The 16,179-nt window shown below is 74.8% G+C and carries 16 protein-coding genes and 1 tRNA gene; 7 read left to right on the forward strand and 10 right to left on the reverse strand.

The genetic code is table 11. The features are described 5' to 3' along the window. The first annotated feature begins 16 nt into the window (after positions 1–16). The gene (locus LO771_RS19745) at positions 17–1,261 is read left to right on the forward strand and encodes an ATP-grasp domain-containing protein (protein ID WP_230654328.1); all 1,245 of its coding nucleotides are present in this window, start codon (positions 17–19) and stop codon (positions 1,259–1,261) included. Positions 1,262–1,565: 304 nt separating this feature from the next. Here LO771_RS19745 and LO771_RS19750 read toward each other — a convergent pair whose 3' ends face one another. Then, positions 1,566–2,003 (reverse strand): MarR family winged helix-turn-helix transcriptional regulator, encoded by a 438-nt coding sequence (locus LO771_RS19750; protein ID WP_230654330.1) that lies wholly within the window; start codon positions 2,001–2,003, stop codon positions 1,566–1,568. Between the two features lie 57 nt (positions 2,004–2,060). Here LO771_RS19750 and LO771_RS19755 point away from each other — a divergent pair, with 57 nt between their 5' ends. Then, positions 2,061–2,426, forward strand: a complete 366-nt coding sequence (locus LO771_RS19755) for a hypothetical protein (protein ID WP_230654332.1) — start codon at positions 2,061–2,063, stop codon at positions 2,424–2,426. Beyond that, on the forward strand, positions 2,423–2,758 hold the full coding sequence (locus tag LO771_RS19760; protein ID WP_230654334.1) for a YrdB family protein: 336 nt from the start codon (positions 2,423–2,425) through the stop codon (positions 2,756–2,758). The genes LO771_RS19755 and LO771_RS19760 overlap by 4 nt, the downstream gene beginning before the upstream one ends. Before the next feature lie 176 nt (positions 2,759–2,934). Here LO771_RS19760 and LO771_RS19765 read toward each other — a convergent pair whose 3' ends face one another. From LO771_RS19765 to LO771_RS19775, 3 genes are all read right to left on the reverse strand, one after another. After that, positions 2,935–3,789, reverse strand: a complete 855-nt coding sequence (locus LO771_RS19765; RefSeq protein ID WP_230654336.1) for an alpha/beta fold hydrolase — start codon at positions 3,787–3,789, stop codon at positions 2,935–2,937. A 197-nt stretch (positions 3,790–3,986) separates the two neighbouring features. Beyond that, entirely contained in the window at positions 3,987–5,312 is a 1,326-nt protein-coding gene (locus tag LO771_RS19770) for a hypothetical protein (protein WP_230654338.1), read from the reverse strand. A 359-nt stretch (positions 5,313–5,671) separates the two neighbouring features. Beyond that, a complete protein-coding gene (locus LO771_RS19775; protein WP_230654340.1) occupies positions 5,672–7,132 on the reverse strand; it encodes a hypothetical protein in 1,461 nt (486 codons plus the stop codon). A gap of 829 nt (positions 7,133–7,961) precedes the next feature. Here LO771_RS19775 and LO771_RS19780 point away from each other — a divergent pair. The 4 genes from LO771_RS19780 (at position 7,962) to LO771_RS19795 (ending at position 11,101) form a co-directional block, all read left to right on the forward strand. Further along, the gene (locus LO771_RS19780; protein ID WP_230654341.1) at positions 7,962–8,540 is read left to right on the forward strand and encodes an HAD domain-containing protein; all 579 of its coding nucleotides are present in this window, start codon (positions 7,962–7,964) and stop codon (positions 8,538–8,540) included. Then, the gene (locus LO771_RS19785) at positions 8,537–8,680 is read left to right on the forward strand and encodes a hypothetical protein (RefSeq protein WP_230654343.1); all 144 of its coding nucleotides are present in this window, start codon (positions 8,537–8,539) and stop codon (positions 8,678–8,680) included. The genes LO771_RS19780 and LO771_RS19785 overlap by 4 nt, the downstream gene beginning before the upstream one ends. A gap of 587 nt (positions 8,681–9,267) precedes the next feature. Continuing rightward, positions 9,268–10,137 (forward strand): ATP-grasp domain-containing protein, encoded by an 870-nt coding sequence (locus LO771_RS19790; protein ID WP_230654344.1) that lies wholly within the window; start codon positions 9,268–9,270, stop codon positions 10,135–10,137. Positions 10,138–10,465: 328 nt separating this feature from the next. Next, the gene (locus tag LO771_RS19795; protein ID WP_230654346.1) at positions 10,466–11,101 is read left to right on the forward strand and encodes a hypothetical protein; all 636 of its coding nucleotides are present in this window, start codon (positions 10,466–10,468) and stop codon (positions 11,099–11,101) included. A gap of 715 nt (positions 11,102–11,816) precedes the next feature. On the opposite strand, the gene LO771_RS19800 is transcribed toward LO771_RS19795, so the two are convergent. From LO771_RS19800 to LO771_RS19825, 6 genes are all read right to left on the reverse strand, one after another. Then, positions 11,817–11,889, reverse strand: a tRNA-Trp gene (locus tag LO771_RS19800). Between the two features lie 437 nt (positions 11,890–12,326). Then, on the reverse strand, positions 12,327–12,803 hold the full coding sequence (locus LO771_RS19805) for an SMI1/KNR4 family protein (protein WP_230654348.1): 477 nt from the start codon (positions 12,801–12,803) through the stop codon (positions 12,327–12,329). A 97-nt stretch (positions 12,804–12,900) separates the two neighbouring features. Then, entirely contained in the window at positions 12,901–13,566 is a 666-nt protein-coding gene (locus tag LO771_RS19810; protein WP_230654349.1) for a hypothetical protein, read from the reverse strand. Between the two features lie 240 nt (positions 13,567–13,806). Further along, complete coding sequence (locus tag LO771_RS19815; RefSeq protein ID WP_230654350.1) at positions 13,807–14,199, reverse strand: hypothetical protein; 393 nt, start codon at positions 14,197–14,199, stop codon at positions 13,807–13,809. Between the two features lie 499 nt (positions 14,200–14,698). Next, entirely contained in the window at positions 14,699–15,466 is a 768-nt protein-coding gene (locus tag LO771_RS19820; RefSeq protein ID WP_230654352.1) for a hypothetical protein, read from the reverse strand. Then, on the reverse strand, positions 15,467–15,877 hold the full coding sequence (locus tag LO771_RS19825) for a hypothetical protein (protein ID WP_230654354.1): 411 nt from the start codon (positions 15,875–15,877) through the stop codon (positions 15,467–15,469). Positions 15,878–16,179 lie beyond the last annotated feature (302 nt).

Below are 16,179 nucleotides of genomic sequence, written 5' to 3' on the forward strand. Positions count from 1 at the left end.
TATCAGGAGAAGCACCATGACCGAGCGGCCCTGGATCATCGTCGGCTACGTCAACGTCCTCCCCTTCATCAAGGAGTTCGCCCCCGGCTCGGTGATCGTCGTCGATGAGCCGGACGTGATCCGCAAGTGCGACGTCAAGAACGCCCTCGAGGGCGCCGCGATGCTGCGCGGGCTGATCGAGTGGGAGTACCAGCTCCCCGCCGCGGCGGACGAGTTCTTCGCCGCCCACCCCGACCTCGACCCGGCCGTGGTGGCCCCGCTGGTCGAGTACGCCACGCCGTTCGCGGCCCGGCTGGCCGAGCGGTACGGCCTGCCGGGGGCGGGGTCCGGGGCGGCCCAGGTCATGCGGGACAAGTCGCTGCTGCGCCGGGTCACCCGGGCCGCCGGCATCCTCAACCCGGCGTCCCGGGAGGTCGCCTCCCCGGACGGGGTGCGGGAGTTCGCCGCCGCCCACCCCGGCCCGCTGGTGCTCAAGCCCGCCGACCGGCAGGCCTCCGTCGGCACCCGGGTGCTGCACTCGCTGGACGGCCTGGACGCCGTCTGGGCGGAGTGCACCAGCCAGGACGAGGGCAACCGGGTGCCGGACCGGGAGCGCGAACTGCGGATGCTGGTCGAGCAGTACGTCCACGGTGAGGAGTACAGCGTCGAGCTGCTGGTCCGCGAGGGGGAGGTGCTGTTCTCCAACGTCACCGGCAAGCTGCTCTACCCGGGGCCGCGCCCGATCGAGCTGGGGCACACGGTGCCGGCCGCCGGCATCCCGGCCTCGCTGAGCGGGCTGCTGGTGTCCCGGACCGAGGCGGTGCTGCGCGCGGTCGGCTTCGGCAGCGGCATGGTGCACTGCGAGTGGATCGTCAGCGACGGCCGCCCGTACCTGGTGGAGTGCGCCGGCCGGTTCCCCGGCGACGGCATCCCGATGCTGATCGAGGAGGCGTACCGGATCAACCTGGCCGGGGCGTTCTACACCGTCATGCAGGGCCGCCGCCCGGAGCCGCTGCCGCGGCAGGCGGCGGGCGGCGCCGCGGTCCGCTTCATGGAGGCGGCGCCCGGCGAGGTGGTGTCGGTCGACGGCGCCGAGGAGGCGGCCCGGCGGCCGGACGTGCTCTCGCTCTCGCTGCACCTGGAGTCCGGGGACACCGTGCACGAGCTGCGCAGCTCCTGGGACCGGGTGGGCTCGGTGATGACCAGGGGGGCCACCTCGGCGGACGCCCTGCGCAACGCCGAGGCGGTGGTCGACGCGATCCGGATCACCACCGTCGTCTGAGCGCGCCGACGCTCCGGGCACGCCGCCCCGGGCACGCCGCCGCGTCGCGGCGCCCGGGCTCCCTCGCACGGCCGGCCGGGGGCCGGCCCCCGATCGCCGGGGCCGGCCCCCGGCCGGCGTGCGGGCCGGGGCGGCCCGCCCGCAGCGGGCCGGCGCTCGGGCCCCCGGCCGGCGGTCCGCCCGTGCCCCGGGGCCCGGCGGCACCTCCCCCGGTCATGGCGGACCGGGGCGGAGGCCGTGCCGGGGGCGGAGGCCGGGAGCTCCCGGTGCGGGACAGCGCCAGGGCGCCGTGAGCCGTCCGGCCCTAGAGACCCCTTCCCACCAGCTCCAGCGCTTCCCGCAGGGCGGCGACCTGAGGGCCCGTCATGGATGCGGTGAGCTCGTCGTCGAGTTCCCGGGCCGCCGCCGCGCAGCGGGCGAGGAGGCCGCGGCCCTCGCGGGTCAGCGTGAGCACCTGACGGCGGCGGTCCCGGCTGTCCCGGGTGCGCTCCACCGCGCCGCACGCCTCCAGGTGGTCCGCGAGGGACACCACCAGGCTGGGTGCAACACCGAGCCGTGCCGCGAGGTCCTGCTGCGACGGTGCGCCCCCGGCGGCCAGCGCCGCCAGCAGGCCCGCGTGCTTGGGCTTGATCCCGAGGGGCTCGACCCTGGCCGCGAAGCGGCTCTCCGCCACCGAGCCCAGGGCGCCGAGCCGGTAGGCGACGGTGGACCCGAGCTCCTCTGGTCCCTTGACGTCAGTCATGGCAGGAATGATAGCTTCTCCATATCATTCACAACTCGAATGATTACGGGGGATGACATGACCGCCCTGCTCCTCGCCGACGCGCTCGCCGCGCCGGCCTCCGCAGGATCACGTGCCGACGGAATGCCGCGCCCGGGGCCGGGCCTGCCCCAGGACGCGCAGGCCACCGCCGGTATCGGCCTCCACGCCCGGGCCCACGCCGCTCGGACCTGCGCCGCCCGCGCCCTGCCGCCGGGGCCTGCGGCAGCCTGGCTGCTGCCGGGCGGCGGCCGCTCCGCCGGGGCGCCGATGCTGCTCGTCGCCGGTCCTGCCCAGGCCGGCGACTCCGTGCCCGGCGGGCACCGGCGCCACCTGGGGACGGCCCTCGGAGCAGGAGCCCTCGCCGTGCTGCACCCGGTCCCGGTCCGGGCGGTGCAGCGGTGATCCGGCATGCGGTCGAGGGCGTGGACGCGGTCCTCGCCTTCCTAGTCGAGCTCGCCGTCTACGCCGCCGCGGGATACTGGGGCTTCACCCGCGACGGGGGCCTGCCGAAGCGGCTGCTCCTGGCCCTCGGCACCCCGGCCCTGCTCATCCTGGCCTGGGGCCTGTTCGGAGCACCCACCGCGGCACACCCCGTCCACGGACCGGCCCGCGCCCTCCTCGAACTCTGCTGGTTCGGCAGCGGGGCCGCCGCTCTGTGGGCTTCGCGCGGCCGCCGCCCGGCCCTCCTGTTCGCCGCGGCCTACCTGCTGAGCACAGCTGTCCGGTTCGTCTGATCCGGCGCTGCGGCCGTCCGCCGCGTCGAAACCCTGCCGATCCGGGCGGTCGCAGCCTCCGTGCTCCCCCGGCCGGCGCGGAGGACCCGGAAGCGGCCCGGTTCTGCCGGCCGCGGTCCACGACCCGGGGGCGCGACGGCTGGAGCCGCCCCGCACCCGGTGGGCCCGCGGTCCGCTCAGACCCGGGCCAGGAAGTCCGCGACGGTGCGGGCGAAGACCTCCGGACCGTCCACCCACGGGCTGTGCGCCGCGCCCGCCTGGACGACGTGCTCCCCGCGGGGGAAGAGCGCGGCGACCTCGGCGGCGGCGTCCGGGCGGGGCGAGCCGTCCAGTTCGCCGGAGAGCACCAGGACCGGCGCGTCGAGCCTGCCCAGCACCGCGCGGGCGGTGTCGGCCTCGTCGAAGGCGCCCGGGGCCAGGTAGGCGCCCGCGGCCTCGGCGTCGAACCACTCCTCGCACGCCGCCGCGTGCGCCTGCGCAGCGGCGTCCCACCGGCCGTAGGCGAGCCGGTCCAGCAGTGCGAAGTCGTCGCCGTCCGCGTCCCCCGCGACCGCCCGCTCGAAGGCCGGCACGACCTCGTCGAACCACGGCTCGTCCCGCCGCAGCTCCAGCGCCTCGCGGCGCCGCTCGACGGGGAAGTCGATCCCCGCGGTACGGGCCCGCGCGCAGACCAGCACGAGCGAGCGCACCCGCTCCGGGTGGCGGGCCGCGTAGGCCAGGACGAGGTCGCCGGCGGCGGAGTGGCCGAGGAGGTCCAGCTGCTCCAGGCCCAGGGCGGTGCGCAGCGCCTCCACGTCCTCGGCCTGCCGGTCCACCCGGGAGCCGGCCGGGTCGGCGGGCCGGGCGGAGTCCCCCGTGCCGCGCAGGTCCAGCAGCACCAGCTCCCGCTGCGCGGCCAGGCCGCCGAGGTCGCCGAAGTAGGCGGACCGCATCATCGGCCCGCCGGGGATGCACACCAGCGGGCCGTCGCCCCCCGAGCCCGTGCGGTGGTAGGCGAGGCGGGTACCGTCGGGCGCGTCGAAGGTCGGCATGGGCAGGATGGTCGCAGACGGCGGGGACGGTCCGCCACGGGTTCGGGGCTTCGGCGGGGCTCCGGCGGAGCACCGCGGCCCGGCCGGGCGGGCGGCGGGTTCGGTCGGCGGGTTCGGTCGGCGGCGTCCGGTCGGCGCCGGCCGGGCGGACGCCGCCGCGGGCCGGACCGCGATCCGGGCCCGGGGCGTGCGAGGCCTCACCGGAAGCGGGAGCTGGGCACCGGTCCGGGCGAGCGGGCGGGGTCGCGCGGGCCGAGGAGCCACCGGTCGCGCACGGCCGCGGCGAAGGCGGCGACCGCGGCCTCCGGGTCGGCGGGGGTCTCCCCGTCCCCGGGGTCGGGGGTGGGGTCGGCGCGCAGGATCTCGGCGGCCAGTTCGGCCTCGGACCGGTCGTCGGCGGGCAGGCGCTCGGCCTCCCCCTCGGCCGTGAAGCGCGTCCTCACCCCCCAGGGGGCGACGGCCGTCTGGTGGAGGAGGGTGGTGATGTCCGCGGTGACGGCGGGGGGACCGGTCCAGCATGACGCGTGCTCGAAGAGGACCTGTCCGGGGGCGCGCTCGCGCAGCCGCGCCGCCGCGTCGGGGTCGGTCCCGGTGAGGTCGTGGGCGACGACCACGGTGTCGGCGCGGTCCGGCGCGAAGGGCTCGCTCGGCAGGCCGAGGAGCTCCGCGGCGGCCAGGCCCAGGGCGCGGCTGCCGCGGTCGGGCAGCAGCGCCACGGCCCGAGGACGGCTGCCGGTGGCGTCCAGCAGGAGGCGCATCCGGTGCAGGCCCTGCAGGCACAGGTCGTAGCTGTCCTGCAGGTAGGCGTAGCGGCCGGTCATGCCGGCGGCGAAGCCGTACGGCGACAGGGTGCCCAGCAGGCCGCCGGTGAGCGCGAAGTGCCAGCCGCGCAGGTCCCGCCGGTCCAGCGGGGAGGCGGTGCGGGCGAGTTCGGCACGTTCCAGCATCCGGCCCAGGCGGCCGTGGGCCCCGGGCCACGGGTCCGGCGGAGGCGACAGGCGGCGGAAGGCTCCGGCGGCCCGGTCGAGGTCGCCGGCCATCAGCGCGTTGTAGGCGAGCAGGTAGCGCTCGGGCCAGTCCTCCAGCACGTCCTCGCGCTCCGCCAGGAGCTGCACCGCCTCGCTGTGGCGGTGCTCGTCCTCCAGCGCGGAGACCAGCTCGGCCCTGATCCCCCGGGCGTCCGGCACCTGCCGCAGTGCCTCCCTCAGGGCCGGGACGGCCAGGTAGGACACGCCGCGTTCCACACAGGCGTACCCGAAGTCGTACAGGGCCCGCGGCCGGCGGGAGTCCTCCGCGAGCGCCGTGCCGGCCGTGGCGAGGTCGTCGAACCCGCAGGCCGCGGCGGCCCGCGCCACCACCCGGGCCAGCTCGCCCAGGTCGTCGCCGACCGGTTCCGGCTGCGCCGTGAACGACCGCAGTTCCCGCAGGGCGCCCGGCACGTCGCCGGCCGCCACCTGCTCCCAGGCCCGGGCCAGCTCGGGCCGGGTCGGCGGGCGTTCCTTCCTGGAGGACCGTCTGAACATGCCGCTGATCATGACTGCGGGCGGGAGGGGACGGCAACCGAATACCGGGGTGCCCGGCGCCGAGGACCGGCCGCCGCACCACCGGCTCCCCGGATGCGGGGCTCCGGGCCCCCTGCACGGCGGCCGCCGCCCTCCGGAACCTGCACGTCGCAGGCCGCGGAGGGGATCCCCGGCACCCGCAACCCCGTCATCGCCACCGGTCGGCCGGCCGACCTGCTGACCTGCTGACCGGTCGACCTGTCGGCCGGTGCCGGGCGCCCTGACAGCGCACCCGGCACCGGCCCGGGACCTCGGCCCGGCACACGCGACCGGCCTGCCGGTGCCGCAACCGACCCGACCGGCCGCCCGGAGTCCGGGACTCAGCGGGCGTACCCGGAGACCCGGTACAGCCTCTCGCCGTGGGGCCCGACGGCGACCGGGTGCGTGAGACCGGGGGTCCGCCGCGGGGAGTCGCCCTGGGCGGCGATCACCCAGGAGACGTGGTACTTGCGGAGGATCGCCTCACGCTGCGCCCTGCTCGCGGAGGCGCTGAAGAAGCGCACGGTGTCGTCCCTCCGGACGGACCAGTCCTTGAGGAAGGGGTCGGGGAAGAGGCAGAAGACGACGTAGCCGCCGTAGGCGGGCAGGCGCCGCTGCGCGTGGTAGCTGTCGGTCATCACCACGTCGCCGCGGCGGACGTAGGGGGTCGTCCACGTGTAGCCGCTCAGGATGTCCAGGTGCGGGACGGGGGTGTCGCGGGTCAGCGAGGAGGAGCCGGTCACGGTGTAGGAGACCGTGCCGCACTGCACCCACAGGCCCGCCAGGAGCCCGCAGGCCACCAGCGGGGTGAGCACGCGCCGCACCAGGAGGCCGCCGCCGCGCTCCGCCACCTCGACCGCGGCGGCGAACTGCAGGGCGATCAGAGCCCCCGGCAGGATCCTGCCGAAGGCCCAGTGCCCGCTCACCGCGCCGGCGAGGTAGACCGCCGTGCACCCCGCGAAGAGCAGCAGCAGCGGGTCGAGCAGCCGCCTGCGCGCCCGGGCGTAGAGCGCGGGCAGGCCGACGAGGGCGAAGCCGAAGTGGGCGAGCAGCATCTGGTACAGCGGCTGGTGGATGCCGTCCATCTCCGGGCTGTTGCCGAGGGAGAAGAACCGGTAGTACGGCCACAGGGCCAGGATCACGGCCGTCAGCGCGATGCCGGACCCCGCCCGCAGGCAGGCCATGCGGTCGAGGGAGCGCCACGAGGCCGCGGCGAAGGCGACCGCGCCGATGACGGCTATCGCACCCGTGAACTGGTGCACCAGCAGGACCAGCGCCGCGAACGCCCCCAGTCCGAGGCAGTCCGGCCACCGCCAGCCGCGCCGCGCCACCAGCGGGAGGAAGGCCCACAGGTGCAGGGTGAGGCCCCAGCCGATGGTGCTCGGGTAGGACAGGCTCAGCGCCCAGGAGGTGAGCGACAGGAAGCCGCTCCAGCTCCACACCTGCGGGCCCCACAGCAGCATCACGCACAGGAACGCCAGCACGGGCGCCCACCGGGCCGGCGTCAGGGCGCGGGTGAGCCGGAAGACACCCGACACCATGACCGGCAGCGAGATCAGGCCGCCCACGGACAGGAGGTGGAAGGTCCCCAGGCCCGTCAGCCTCCCGATGAGCGCGAGCGACACCGTCCAGGGCGAGTAGTACGGGCTCGGCGTCTGCTCGGCGACCATGGGGTTCCCGGGATGGGTCAGGCTCGCCCGGAGCCGCTCCAGGGTGGCCGCGTGCACGCCGAGGTCGCCGCCCCAGGGCAGCCAGAGGCAGATCGGGACCATCAGCGCGAACACCAGGCAGCTGAACCACACGTACGGATGCGCAGCCCGGCGCCGGAGCGTCGACGGCCGCGCACCACCGTCCGCCGGGGGTATGCCTGCACCGGCCTCGACCGGTATGTCCGCGCTCGCCGTGCTCGTCATCCTGCCTCCGCAACCACTGGAAACCTCGCCTCCACCTGTTCCGCCGCCCCGGCGCCCGAGGCCCGGCCGCGGGCTTCCCGCCCCGGCGCTCCGGGCCGGGAGGGGCCGGTCGACTGCCGCAGCCGGACCGCCCCCTGCAGCCCGAGCGCCCCCTCGCCCCGTGTCGACCGGGCGAGAGGAAGATGCACGCGCAGCGACCGCAGGCAAACTACTACACGTCGCGCCCGAGGTTGCTTCGAGTGCGGACGCCCCTGACCACCGGATCCGTGGATCCGGGGGGGGGAGCAAGGAGGGGACGTCCGTCGCAGTGCGGCGACGGATCCGGGCGGGACGCGATGGGCATGCCGGTCCGGTCCACGGGCCGGACGGTCGACTGCGCGGACGCAGGCGGACGACCGTGCGGGGCCGCGCCGCGCCGCCGACGGCGGAGCCGGGGCCGGGGCCGGCCGATCGGGCGGACTTCACCTCACGGAGCCCGGTACGGATCCCGGGCCTCCGCCGAACCCTGCGGCCGGCTCGGGGTCACCAGGTCGACGGGTGCGGCCGGCACCGGCGCGGCCACCACGGGCTGCGGGAGTTCCCAGAGGCGCGTCCACCGTCACGGGGAGCACCCGACCTGTCGGGAGCGGACGGCCACCCCACCGCCGGTCGGCCCGGCCGCTGCACCCGCCGGATATCCGGGTGTGCGACCGGTCTGCCGGAAGCTACCGTGCAGGCCATGACCGCGCCCGTGCAGCGCCCCCTGCTCCTGTTGGATGTGGACGGACCGCTCAACCCCTACGCCGCGAAACCGGAGCGGCGGCCGGCGGGCTACGCCACCTTCCGCATGCGCCCGGCGTCCTGGTCGGCCTCCCCGGCGGCCTCGCGCCCCTACGGCAGGCTGCGGGCCGCCGAGTACGTCAAGCCGTTGCGGGTGTGGCTCGACCCCGACCACGGGAGGCAGTTGCGGGCGCTGCCGTTCGAGCTGGTCTGGGCGACCACGTGGATGCACGAGGCGAACGACTGGATCGCCCCGGCGCTCGGTCTGCCCGAGCTTCCGGTGATCGAGTGGCCCTCGGCCGACATGCACCGCCAGGACCCCGAGGGCCTGCACTGGAAGACCAGGCACGTGGCCCACTGGGCCCGAGGCCGTGCCTTCGCCTGGGTCGACGACGAGCTCACCGACGCCGACCACGCCTGGATCGCCGCCCGCCACGACCGGCCTGCCCTGCTCCACCACGTCGACCCGCGCCGCGGCCTCACCACGGACGACTTCGCCGCGCTGGAGACCTGGGCGATGCGGAGCGCCGGGCGATGACCTGTGCAACCGGGTTCCTCCACGTCCCGCCCGGCCGCACCGTCGCCGAGGTCCCGGCGCAGCGCACCGCCGGCCACTGCGCCACCGTGGCGTCCGGTCGTGGCGCCGCACGTGGTCCCGGCGCAGGCTCCGCCGCGTGACGCCCCGCGCATCCCCGGGACCGTTCGAGGCGGGCCACCCGGGCGCTCGACTCCGGCTGCTCGAGTGCCGGAGCGATCTCGGGACCGTCCTCGGGACATGCCACGCGCGGACGGCGGACGACATCGTGTTCGCCGCCGATGCGGCGCCGCCACTACGGTGGGCAGCCCACCGACGCGGAAGGGGGGAGTGCGCTCATGGCGCGGACGGATACCGTGACGCTGCGGCGTCCGACCGGGCGGGTGGAGCTCGCGCTGGTCGAGGCGTCGGATTGGCGGGCGTGGCCGCCCGGGCCGCCCGGGCCGCCGAAGCAGCCGATCCTCTGCCCGGTGCCGCACGAGGACCATGCGCTCCGCACCGCCCGGTGCCGGAACGCACCCGCCTCCGGGGCCGGCTGCGCGACGACGTTCCGGGGGGACGCCGCCTTCACGGCCCGCTCCCCGGGCCGGCAGGCCGGCCGCCGAACCCTCCTGGAGATGGGGGCACCCCTGGCCGAAGGCCGGAGGCGGGTGCCGGCCGAGGAGCCGGCGGGGTCCGACAAGCGCCTCGCGGGCCCGGCCGAGGCCGTCCGAGAGTTCCGGTGCCCGTCGTGAACACCTCCGCCACGCGCCGTCCGGTGCTGCTCACCGTGGGACGGCAGACCAGCACCGGCGTGGTGCTGGCCGAGGCAGCGGTGCGACGCGGCCTGGAGCACACCGCGCCGGCCGCGGTGAGCGTGGATGCGGCAGCGGCGCTGGGCGGGCGGGAGGTGTACTGGTACGGCGGCCCGCTGGCCGCCAATCGATGCGCCGGCGCCCTCGGCCTGGGACTGCTCGAACCGTCGGACGCGTGGCAGACCGAGCTGCCACGGGAGTTCACCGGACGTCGGATCGAGTTGACCACGCTCGCGGATGCCTGGACCGCGACCCGCCCGCGGTTCGTCAAGCCTCCCGGCGACAAGCAGTTCCCGGCCGCCGTGTACGCCGACGGCGGCCGCCTGCCACGCAGCGGTGAGCGGATCGGCCCGGACACGGCGGTGCTCGTCAGCGACCCGGTCACCTTCGCCTGGGAGTACCGGCTGTTCGTCCTGGACGGCCGCATCGCCGCGGGCAGCCGCTACGCCCGCTTCGGACACCTGGACACCGCCCCGCTCGCAGGCGCCGTGCACGAGGCCGAGGTCCGCACGTTCGCTGCCGCGCTGCTCGACGCCTGCGCGCACACGCTGCCCAGCGCGGTCGTGGTCGACGTCGGGCTGATCCAGGACCCGGACTCCGGGGCCGAGCAGTGGGCCGTGGTGGAGGCCAACATGGCCTGGTTCGCGCACAGTTACGCCGCAGACCCGGACGCCGTCCTCGACGTCGTCCTGCGCGCCGCCGGGCCGCTTCGGGACGTCGCCCCGGCCGACCGGCGCTTCCTGAGCCCGCTGCCGGCCACCGCCCCTGGGCGCACCGCCCGGCCCGCACCGCCCGCTGGACGATGACAGTGGACCCCACGCCGTCGGCGGCGCCGACCGGGGCGGTCCGCCCGGCTGACGGCACGGCCCGTCGCACCGCCACGGGAACACCTCCTCGCGCCGGTACGGCACGGCGGCGACGCCGGCCTGTTCACCGGCGAGGTCCCACCCCCGCCGGAGGCCCGGGAGGCCGACGCCGTCGGCCGCGCGCCGGCGGACCGCTTCGCGGTACCGTTCCACCCCGCCGGCCTCGGGGAACCACGCACCGGCGGCCCGGCCGCCCCAGGGGCCCGCAGACCAGCCGCGCCGGGCCATGGACAGCGGGGCGCACCGCGGCAGCTCCGAGGAGGAACGGATGAGCGCGACCGGGTTCTGGGTCGTGGGCGCCGTCCCGGACCCCGAGATCAGCCGGATCCGCCGCGTCCACCCCGACGCCGCCGCCGCACACGGTGCAGCCCCGGCCCCCTCGGCCGACCTGGAGTGGTGGCGGAGGCAGTCCGCATCCGAGGTCTTCTTCGAAGAAGGGCCGCACTGTCCGGCGCCGACCGGCGCGGCCCGGCGCTTCGCCGACCTGGTGGACGCCGCCCGGAGCGACTCCGCCGCCGCGGAGGACATGAGGGACGACCTCCTGCGACTGGTCCCCCAGCGGGAGGGCGAGGGACTGTTCTGCGCAGCCGCCCGCAAGGGCGACCCGGCCGCGGCCCTGGCCTGGGCCCTGGGCCCCGCCTCCGCGCAGCACCTGCCCGGCCGGTTCGGCGACTTCCTCCTCGACGCCGCCCAGGTGCAGGCCGTCCTGCCCGAAGCCCGGCAGGCGCTCGCGCTGGAACCTGCGCGCCGCGCCGAGGTCACCGCCCGGGTCGGGCTGTGGCTGGACGGCATGGGCGACGACGCCGGTCACGACGCGGGCAAGCTGATCGACGGCCCGCTCGAGGTGCTGCGCCACGCGGCACGAACCGGCTCCGGGGCTGTCGGAATGGCCCTCTGGTACTGACCCGGCAGACCCCCGTGGTCACTCCTTTCCCGGCCTTCGAGGCGTGCGGGGGCTGCGTCCGCCCCGGCGCATCCCTGGAAGGGCTCGTCCTCACCCGCCCCGACGGCGGCCGCCGCGACCCCCGGCGGGTGCCGAACGAACCGCACCGCCGCACCGCAGAAGCCGGGCTGCCCAGGACCGGCGTTCACGATCTCAGGCACACCGCGGCGACCACCATGATCGGCTTACGCGTCCCGCCGGCCATCGTCTCCACGCCCCTGCGGCACCCCACCCTGGCCACCACCGTCGACCTCTACGGCCGCCTGCTCCCCCAGGCAGTCCACGAGGTCGTCATCGCACTCGCCGGCGCACTCGACCGCGCCGTCTCCTCCGCGCCCGTGACGGGCCCGGCACCCCATCGCCGTCCAGCGACCACGTGCGGCCCCTCGGCCTCGGCGGTCGCACGGTCGTCCGACCGATGTCCGCCGGCCCGAACCTCGCAGGTCAGGGCCCACCTCATCCGCCCCGCACGACATCTGATGCCGCCCCACGACGCCCCGTCCGTGAGAGCGCGGGAGAGGCGCTGCGCGAGATCCGCGCCGGTCGCGGTGTTCCTCACCACCTGCCCGCGGCCCCGTTCGCCCGGGTGATGCGACCGCATCCCCTGAGGCTTCTGCCCACCAGGTTCTGCTGATCGCCGCATGTGCGGGGTCCCGGAGAACGGCCGGTACTTCTGCTGGTCCGGCAGGACTCGAACCTGCGGCACGCCGCTTTGGAGACGGCTGCTCTTCCGACTGAGCTACGGACCGCTGCGTTGCCGGGGAACAGGCGCATGCCGTCGTCAGCTCGCGACGCCGAACGGCCTCCGAGCCCGGCGTCGGACCATGGAAACGTGGGACGAAGGTGAGAGGCTGGTCCCGGAGTGCGCCGAAGGCCGCTTCCCCGCGAAGGAGAAAGCCGCCTCTGAACTGCGACCATGAGGCGAACCCCTGTCGGGACGACAGGATGTGGACCTGCGCCCTCCCTGGCCCGCTGACACCCCCAGCGGCCGAACGCCTGTCCGCCCGGTCTTCTTCCGTCCGGGGCACACGGGTCAGGGCCTGCCTCGTCCACCCCGTGTACCGCTGATACGGCTCCGTGACACCCCGTCCGTGAGACGCCGGTGAGAAACGTGCGAGACGCGGGGAAGCCGCGGACAAGCCGCGGTCAGCCGTGAGACCCCGCCGAGACTCCACCACGCATACGGCTACCGGCCCAACGCTCGGGTGCACTGGCGCAGGGCGTGACTGCCGAAGTCCTCGGCCAGGAGCTCAGGACCCCCGCGGTCCGCCGCGCCCGGATCCCACACGACGACGGGCGACTCACCGCGGCCGTCCCGGAGCGAGACGTCGATCGACACCAGGCCGCCCATGCCGTCGTACTGGACGACCAGGAGGTGCTGGGGGAACCGCGGGTCCGACCGGGCATGCAGGGTCTCGGACACGGTGCCCAGCAGGACATCGCCCATGGCACCCGTCCGGTAGACACCGAGGAACTCCTCGCCCTCGGCCTCGCAGCTCCCCAGCTCTGCCAGGAAGCGGCGATAGGAGGGCGGGAAGGCGACCCCGAGCTGCTCCTCGGCCCGGGCGACGTCCTCCGGGCCGAGGGCGCCCGTCCAGGTGCACCGGTCCAGGTTGTTCCGCAGCAGTTCGGCAAGGGCGGCGACGGATTCGACGGCGTTCATCTCCCACACCCCACTCGGATCCCACACGACGACGGGCGACTCACCGCGGCCGTCCCGGCCTGAAACGATGCAGGGCGCCGGACCGTGCCCGGCGGAGTCATTCCGTCGTGGGGCGGTGGCCGATGTGGGCCTCGTGGCAGTACTCCGCCTCGGCCACCACCACGAGAAAGTCCAGCGATCCGGTCAGGAACATCCAGGGTTCCTCAATGGCCTGCCGAATCCGCGCCATCCATCCCCCGGCCGGCAGTCTGCACTCGAGCCAGGGCAGGATGCCCAAGTGGCTGCCGACATAGATCCTGTCGGCCGTGCCGTGCCCCGCCACCAGTTCCTCGACCCATGCGTCCACCGTCCGGGGATCGGAGTCGTCGGGCAGGGCCGCCGCCGGCTGGGCGGAGATGTCCCAGAAGCCCCAGAGGGTCCCGTCGACCCAGGCGGGTACCGCTTCGGCCGCCAGGCCGTCGCCGGTGAACAGGCCGGAGAGTTCACCAGCGATGCGTTCCAGCGCGGCATTCTCCCGGTACTCCCGGAGTTCTCGCCGGAGCCTGCTTTCCGTGACGACTCCCTTGCCGTAGTGGTAGCGGCGTCCGAGCCGGATCTGCCTGCAGGCCCGGCCGGCGGCCCGTGTACTGACCGGCCATGCCGCTACAGCATCCCAGGAGCTGCCGGCGCCGCCCGTCAGCGCAGAAGGGTCCAGGCCTTTGAGTCCTCCGAAGGCAGGAGCTTGACCCGCCGTGCCGATCGGTCGGCTTGCTCGTCCCAGCAAAGGACGTCACCGTAGTTCATGCCGTGGGCCCAGTACTCGGCGGACTCGTTGCAGACCAGGTCGGGGCAGGAGCCGAACCCGGTGTTCCCCCGGGACTGGCTGATCCTGGACCCGACCTCGGCCCGGCTGATCGAGAACAGCCGCTGCATCCCGTCGGCGATCAAGGAACGGCTGCCGAGGTCCGCTCCCCTCCGCGTGAACCGTCCCGGTCTCGGCGGAGTGATGTCATGTTCCCTGGATTCAGCACCTGCCGCGCCTGGACCTCCACACCCTGCGCAGACCGTCACGGCGGGAGATCGCCGCATCCTCCAGTCGGAGCCGGTACCCCTCAAGGACACGGAGGACGGTGAGGGCGATCCGTTTCCACTGGAACCACAGAGGGAGATCGCGGAACGGCACGAACGTCAACGCGTCCCTGAACGCCGTGTCCGCGACTCCGCCCAGCCCTTCGACGCGCAGGGATCCGTAGATCTCCGGCGTGAGCCGCCGGAAGACCCGGGTCATATCCCCCACTGCAACGAAACCCAACTGGCGGACCCCGGAGCCGTCCGACGCCAGGGCGCGGCTGACGCGCGCTGCCGCGGCGTCGAAGTCGTCACAGGCGAAGACGAGCCGGACGACGGCCGCGCCCACGTCCGGATCTCCACTGTCGAACGCCGCATCGACTTCGGCAGTACTCCTCTCCGACTGCTCGATGCCCGGGTCGAGGTCGGTCAGCGTGACCTCGACCTCCGCGAAGTCGGTCCGAACGAAAGGCTCGGTCTTGCAGAACGCTCCGCCTGGGCCACTGTCGCCCGGGAGCGCCAGCTTGTCGTCCTTCGGGGCGTCCGCCTGGGCAGCGGGAGGCTCTTGGTGGAGGTCGGGGCGGGACTCTGTGCGGCGTCCGGGTCCAGCACGCGGGCCAGCGCCTCGACGATGTCGCTACGGTCGGCGCGGGGAACTCCCGCCAGCACGACGTGGTCACGCGGACGCAGGTCGAGGGACTTCCAGCCCCGGAAGTTCGAGATCAGCAGGCGGGTGACTCGCACCACGCCATCATCGCGGACAACAGCCGGCTCTGAGACCGCATTTGACGCAGGGGCGATCAGAACAGAAGTTCGGTGTCGATCTGCCCGATACAGGCCGACCCGGCTCAGCCGACAGCCTCCTCGGCGATACGGCCCCAGCTGGGGCGTGGTTCGCCGACCGGGTGCACGAGCGTCAGCAGGCGGCCTTCGAGGAACAGGTCGAGCCGGTGGCCCGGCCCTGCCTCAAGACGGCGGCGCTGGGCCCGGAGGTCTACGGGGACACGCTCGCCGAGGACACCGACCAGCACCTCGTGGCGTGCGGGGCCGATGGCGTCCGCCCTGAGCCAGGTCCCGCGCACCGGCACGCCGCCGAGCTCGCCCAGCGTTCGCCCCTCCCGGCCGAAGGCCCTGTCCATCGCCGCGTTGACCACCTGCCGGGCGCGGTCGGCCGAAAGCACCTCTTCGTCGGCCATCCCGTCCGGAGCATCGGCGCCCGGCTCGTTCAGGAGGAAGGGCTGGTCGAGGTCGCCCTCCGGGTTCACCTCCACCCGTCGGCGGGGGTCAGGCCTCGGGAGGCGGAAGCGCCAGGGCTGCCGGCTCCCGGGCTTCTTGATCCACCCGGTCTTCAGGCTGACCGTAGCCGGGGAGTCCTTGGGCAGAAAGATGTCGACGTAGACACCGCCCGCGCCAAGCCACACCCAGCTCATGAAGTAGTCGTGATCACCGTGGCCCACAGACCAGGCCGCGAGCTTCTCCAGGCGCTCTCGCTGGTCCGCGGTTCCCTTTACCGCCGGGAGCATCTGCTTCGCGTCCCGGCGCCGACCGCGCGCCTCGCCAGCGAGCGGACCGGCGGCGAGGTCGTAGAGCAGATCCGGGCGGACGCCGGTCTTCACCTACGCGCCCACGAGCTTGTCGGGCAGGACGTCGAAGCTGCTGAGCCCGTCGGCGCCGGACTTCCAGGTGAACAGGGTCTGGCTGGCAGCGGTCATGACACCGAGCCCGGTGCACTCGCCGACAAAGCGTCGGACATGTCCGGAACTGAAGTCGAACGCACCGCAGTCGACCCCGAGCGGCCGCGAACCGGCATCCCCACTCAGGTAGCTGAGCAGCAGGCTGATCTCGTGGCTGCGTACGCGCTGGTCGACCGTGCGGCGCAGCTCGCAGGCCAGGGCGTTGATGTTGGCCAGCGCGGCCAGCGACACCGGGAGCGGCCCCTGGCCGACCTCCACCGCCTGGACAGCCTCCGCCCCGGCAGGCCCCTTCTCGGCCGTGAATCGCCAGACCCTGGCGTGCACCGTACTCATGGGCGAAGCCCACGGCTGCCCTACGACGGCCCGGTTCGGCCGCCCGCTGTTCCCCCGTCCGGGTCGTGCAGGTCAGAGCTCACCCAGTCCGTCCCACATGACGCCTGATGCCCCTCCATGACACCCCGTCCGTGAGATGCCTGTGAGAGGCGCGTGAGACACGGGGCGGCCGCGCCGGCAGCGAGGCACCCACTCCTCCGCGGTCCACCACCACGACCACGGCGCACCGAGCGCCCGAGCGTGAGCAGGACCGCACCTACCGCAAAGGTTGCCCCTCATCGAACCCAAGACCTGACCAAGCA

Source organism: Streptacidiphilus sp. ASG 303 (assembly GCF_020991365.1).
Taxonomy (GTDB): domain Bacteria; phylum Actinomycetota; class Actinomycetes; order Streptomycetales; family Streptomycetaceae; genus Peterkaempfera.

Coding starts and splice junctions, on each gene's coding strand:
- LO771_RS19745 (WP_230654328.1), top strand. CDS start 17: ATGACCGAGCGGCCCTGGATCATCGTCGGCTACGTCAACGTCCTCCCC.
- LO771_RS19750 (WP_230654330.1), bottom strand. CDS start 2,003: ATGACTGACGTCAAGGGACCAGAGGAGCTCGGGTCCACCGTCGCCTAC.
- LO771_RS19755 (WP_230654332.1), top strand. CDS start 2,061: ATGACCGCCCTGCTCCTCGCCGACGCGCTCGCCGCGCCGGCCTCCGCA.
- LO771_RS19765 (WP_230654336.1), bottom strand. CDS start 3,789: ATGCCGACCTTCGACGCGCCCGACGGTACCCGCCTCGCCTACCACCGC.
- LO771_RS19770 (WP_230654338.1), bottom strand. CDS start 5,312: ATGTTCAGACGGTCCTCCAGGAAGGAACGCCCGCCGACCCGGCCCGAG.
- LO771_RS19780 (WP_230654341.1), top strand. CDS start 7,962: ATGACCGCGCCCGTGCAGCGCCCCCTGCTCCTGTTGGATGTGGACGGA.
- LO771_RS19785 (WP_230654343.1), top strand. CDS start 8,537: ATGACCTGTGCAACCGGGTTCCTCCACGTCCCGCCCGGCCGCACCGTC.
- LO771_RS19795 (WP_230654346.1), top strand. CDS start 10,466: ATGAGCGCGACCGGGTTCTGGGTCGTGGGCGCCGTCCCGGACCCCGAG.
- LO771_RS19805 (WP_230654348.1), bottom strand. CDS start 12,803: ATGAACGCCGTCGAATCCGTCGCCGCCCTTGCCGAACTGCTGCGGAAC.
- LO771_RS19825 (WP_230654354.1), bottom strand. CDS start 15,877: ATGAGTACGGTGCACGCCAGGGTCTGGCGATTCACGGCCGAGAAGGGG.